This window comes from Pseudomonas sp. AL 58, assembly GCF_036348395.1.
Classification (GTDB): Bacteria; Pseudomonadota; Gammaproteobacteria; order Pseudomonadales; family Pseudomonadaceae; genus Aquipseudomonas; species Aquipseudomonas defluvii.
Map to the genome: position 1 here is coordinate 1 of NZ_JAZBQR010000045.1, position 4,176 is coordinate 4,176.

Here is a 4,176-nt window from a genome sequence, read left to right on the forward strand (position 1 = left end):
GATGGGCGGCGGCTGTACAAAACCCAGGCCGTTCCGGGGCCACATTTCAGTTTCGTGGGATTTCAGACAGAGCCTAGGGTCACAGGTATCGGCGAGGCGGAAACCTCGACGTGCAGCGCTCCCGGCTGGCCGACAGGTCCAAGGAAAGACACAAGGCCAATCGGAGTGTGGGTCAGGCCAACCAGGGCACCTCAAGACGCCAGATCATCCCTTATTGGTCCATCGCTGTGTGGGTCAGGCCGTCCGGAAACGCTGGCAATCACATTCTTACTGTCGCTGTGAAACAATACATTCTCAGGCCGGTCACGCTGTTCATAGGCCATGTCCAAGGCCTTGATCACCAGGTCGGCATCTGGCTTCGATGAAAACGCCCAGCCCACCACGCGGCGGGCGAACAGATCGATCACGGCCGCCACATAGTGCCAGCGACCCTGAGCCCAGACATACGTGATGTCCCAGCACCAGACCTCATTTGGTGCCGACACGGTGAACTCTCTATCCAGCACGTTCGGGATATCAGGCCGCTCCACCGTCGCCTTTTTGTAGGCATGTGAGCCGGGTTGCTTGCCGATCAACTTCATCTCGCTCATCAGCTTGCGCACCTTGAATCGCCCAATCGCTATGCCGTCCTCGCGCATCATGAACATGATGCTTCGGCTGCCCGCCGCGCTGCGGCTTTGGGTGAACAGCTCATTCACGCGGCTGCGCAAAATCAGCTGCTTAACGTCTGGAGATCGGTGCTTGCGACAGTGCGCGTAATAGCAGGATCGGGTGACTTCGAATACCGAGCACAATAGATCAACAGGCTCTTCAGAACGAAGCTGATCAATTAACGCGAACGCTCGTGTTCCTCGGCCATCAAGAGCGCGGTGGCCTTTTTTAATATACTTTTTTCCCGTTCCAGGCGATTGATCCGAGCTTCCAGCTCCTGGATTTTCTGCTGTTCGGGCGTCAGCGCTTTACTGGTCGGAGTCACACCGTTTCGCTCTTCCTGAAGCTGGTTGACCCATCGACGCAGGGCCGACTCCACCAGCCCAAGCGAACGGGCTGCTTCGATATGGCTGTAGCCCTGGTCGAGCACCAGACTGGCAGCTTCGCGTTTGAACTCGGGCGTAAAGGAACGACGTTGCTTGGTCATCGGACACCTCTCTATGGCGAGCATTCTCGCCTAAATGGGTGTCCGGTTTCATTAGACCACTACACCACAATTAATACGCACGATCTAATTCCGGAACAGAGTTCCTAGTCCAACAAGTATGTGTTTTGAACATGCCGTCCACCAGCCGCCAAAATTGAGGAAATTAGCGTCGTATTACTGGGATTAGCATTCACGCTGAACGCGGCAACACGCTTTGACTTTACAGCAGGAAGCGGACTATGCGTGGTGATTAAAAGCCCAAGCACATCTGTTTGATACCGTACAAAGTCAGGAAGTAAAAACAAGCCGATCTCATTATTTTCAGTGATGTAAACTGATCCACCCTTGGCGCCATCGACCTCAACAATATACCAATACCTGTAAGGATTCGACTTAACGAAAGCCATATGTTCTGAAAAGCTCGGGAGCGTTTGGTGGCTAATAGAATGATCACTACTTCTCTGCTTGAGAAGCTCATAAAGAGTTTCGACAAAAAGCTCAGACTCGTAAACATTTTTAAGCTTCATAACTTTTTACTCAAGCGCGAAATTACCGGCTCAATTGATGGCCGTCGCTCAAGCCACTCATCCTTCGTAACCCCCAACAAAACAACGTCAATCCGCCGCCCGTCCTTAATGATATTTTTTCGGCGAACCCCTTCAACCTCAAACCCAAATCTTTGATGCATTTTTATAACAGATTGATTAACCTCCAACACTTCACAGTTAAGTTTTTCTAGCCCTGCCTCTTTAAATGCATAGTCAAGCATCCAAAACTCTACCAAGCTACCTAGACCTTTTCCCTGCAGGTCTGAATCAAGATAGAAAGCCCAGTCAGCAGTTTTCTGAATGGTATTAATTGCACTAAGAGAAACCACCCCAGCAGGTTCATCATTAAACATAACAACGAAAACTCTTTGCTTGAGATTCCCGCTTAATGATGCAATCCAGCTCTTATGTTCTTGCTCAGAAATTTCGTGTGATGTGTACATGTATTTTCGCACATCATCTTGATTTCTAAGGATGCGAACCTTTGCTTGAGTGGCTGCGCTAGCTTCGATTAGCGGGATGAACTGCATTGGGCAAATCCTTGCGAGTAGAATGGCTAGGACAACGATTATGCCATGCTACGTGTAGTATTGGGCGCTAAGGTGAGGTTGAAAGCCGCTAAGATAGAAAGCAAGCACATGAGCTATAGGCTTTCGTATCTGCCCTCCGAACGCCAAGTGGGTAGATAAAGGCTGATACTGTGCTTCCAATTTCTATCATGAGCCCATCACCATGATGCGTTCCAAAACCGTTTGCGATCGGGTCCAAGGTCAGCGGCTATAGCCCTATCGCAGCTACGCTACGTACTGGAACGACTGCCGCATGCGGGGTCGATATTCCATTATGCTCTGTACGAAATCCCGACAAACCCAAATGGCGCCCCCTGAAGGCTGAGATTTTGTAGAGTCCCCCGCCATCAACGGAAAGGAATTCTGTGATGGCAAAGCGTTACGAACTCTCGGACGAGGCCTGGGGTGTGGTCTCCGATCTCTTCATCGAAACCCATGGTCGGGGGCGGCCTCGTTTGAACGACCGACTGATGCTTGATGGTGTGCCCTGGGGGCTCTGCTCCGGTGCTGCGTAGCGAGGTATGCCGGAGCGCTTTGGCCCGTGGTCAACGGTGTATCAACGGTTTCTGGGCTGGCGGAATTAGGGGGCGTTCGATCAGATGCTCAAACGCTTGCACATGAGATTGAATGAGAAAGGCTTGATCGATTTGCAAACCTGGATGATCGACTCAACCGCAGTACGCGCAACCCGAGCCTTATCTGGCGCTCGGAAAAAAAGGGGGGCTGACGAGTCTGCCGATCACGCTCTCGGCCGCAGGGCGGCCTCAAGGATCAAGTGCAACACCTGATGTAAGATGTTGCCATGTCTACCCAATACAGTCACCTGAGCACCGAGGAGCGCGTCACCATCATGGTGATGCTATTTCAACGGCAGACGCTACGAACTATTGCTGCGTTGCTAGGGCGTCACCCCAGCACCATTAGTCGAGAGATCAAGCCCCCCCCCAGCAGCCCCACTATGACGCCATCAAAGCCACAAGTAGGGTACAACAGCTTCGGCATATGCCTCGTCGTCAGCGGCGTTTATCTCCAGACTCTGAGCTGCTTCAAGTAGTCGTCGAAATGCTCCGCATTGGCTGGTCACCACAACAAATTGCCCGCAGACTACACGCTATCTGGCCTGACCAACCCGAGCGACATGTGAGCCACGAAACTATCTAACTCGCCACCTATGCCTACCCACGTGGAGAACTGAAACGTCAGCTGATCAGTTATCCACCTCAAGCAGACGGCAAGCGTCCTAAGCGAACACAGAGCAATGTGCGTCGAGAGCGCTATCCTGCACAACTGAGTATTCACCTACGCCCTCCCGAAGTTGCAGATCGTCTGGTACCAGGGCATTGGGAGAGATCTGATCATGGGGGCCAGTAATCGCTCAGCCGTCGCCACAATGGTCGAACGCACAAGCCGATATGTGATCCTTGCCAAACTCGAAGCCCCCACCGCTGAAGCGGCGGCGGAAGCCATTGTGAGTGAGATGTCACGGATGGCCACATCACTACTAAAACCATTACACATGATCAAGGCAGCGAAATGGCTCGCCATGCCGAAATTACGGCACGAACGGGGATGAAGATTTATTTCGCCGATCCACATTCGCCTTGGCAACGCGGTAGCAATGAAAATACGAACGGATTGTTGCATCAGTATCTCCCGAGAGGCACAGATCTCTCTCTACTGACGCAGGCGCGACTGGATGAAATAGCTGATTTGCTCAATACCCGCCCTCGGCAGACACTGGGCTGGAAGTTTCCAGTTGAGGTGCTAGGCTCTGTCTGAAAAAAGCCGTCGCATACACCGCATGACACAAGCCAGCGAGACCATTGCGGCATAACTTTTTGCGAGTTTGTCGAAGCGCGTGACGATTCGGCGGTTCTCTTTCAGCCAGCCGAACATGCGCTCGATGATGTTGCGCTGTCGA

Annotated in this window: 3 protein-coding genes and 3 pseudogenes; 2 read left to right on the forward strand and 4 right to left on the reverse strand. The window is 52.3% G+C overall.

The window, feature by feature from the left end; all coding sequences use genetic code 11:
• Positions 1-272 precede the first annotated feature (272 nt).
• The 3 genes and pseudogenes from UIA24_RS22815 to pseH form a co-directional block, all read right to left on the reverse strand.
• Positions 273-1,138 (reverse strand): annotated as a pseudogene (locus UIA24_RS22815) (IS3 family transposase); the annotation flags it as partial.
• A gap of 104 nt (positions 1,139-1,242) precedes the next feature.
• On the reverse strand, positions 1,243-1,665 hold the full coding sequence (locus UIA24_RS22820) for a hypothetical protein (protein ID WP_330524014.1): 423 nt from the start codon (positions 1,663-1,665) through the stop codon (positions 1,243-1,245).
• Entirely contained in the window at positions 1,662-2,216 is a 555-nt protein-coding gene (pseH, locus tag UIA24_RS22825) for a UDP-4-amino-4,6-dideoxy-N-acetyl-beta-L-altrosamine N-acetyltransferase (RefSeq protein WP_330524015.1), read from the reverse strand. Before pseH ends, UIA24_RS22820 begins: the two co-directional genes overlap by 4 nt.
• 407 nt (positions 2,217-2,623) lie before the next feature.
• Between pseH and UIA24_RS22830 the strand changes: the two are divergent.
• Both UIA24_RS22830 and UIA24_RS22835 read left to right on the forward strand, forming a co-directional pair.
• Positions 2,624-3,010, forward strand: a pseudogene (locus tag UIA24_RS22830) (transposase); the annotation flags it as partial.
• A gap of 47 nt (positions 3,011-3,057) precedes the next feature.
• Positions 3,058-4,034: pseudogene (locus tag UIA24_RS22835) on the forward strand (IS30 family transposase).
• Here UIA24_RS22835 and UIA24_RS22840 read toward each other — a convergent pair.
• Positions 4,020-4,176 (reverse strand): transposase (locus UIA24_RS22840; RefSeq protein WP_330524016.1); only part of this gene is annotated, 157 nt, incomplete at its 5' end. The pseudogene UIA24_RS22835 and the gene UIA24_RS22840 overlap by 15 nt on opposite strands.

Coding starts and splice junctions, on each gene's coding strand:
- pseH (WP_330524015.1), bottom strand. CDS start 2,216: ATGCAGTTCATCCCGCTAATCGAAGCTAGCGCAGCCACTCAAGCAAAG.
- UIA24_RS22820 (WP_330524014.1), bottom strand. CDS start 1,665: ATGAAGCTTAAAAATGTTTACGAGTCTGAGCTTTTTGTCGAAACTCTT.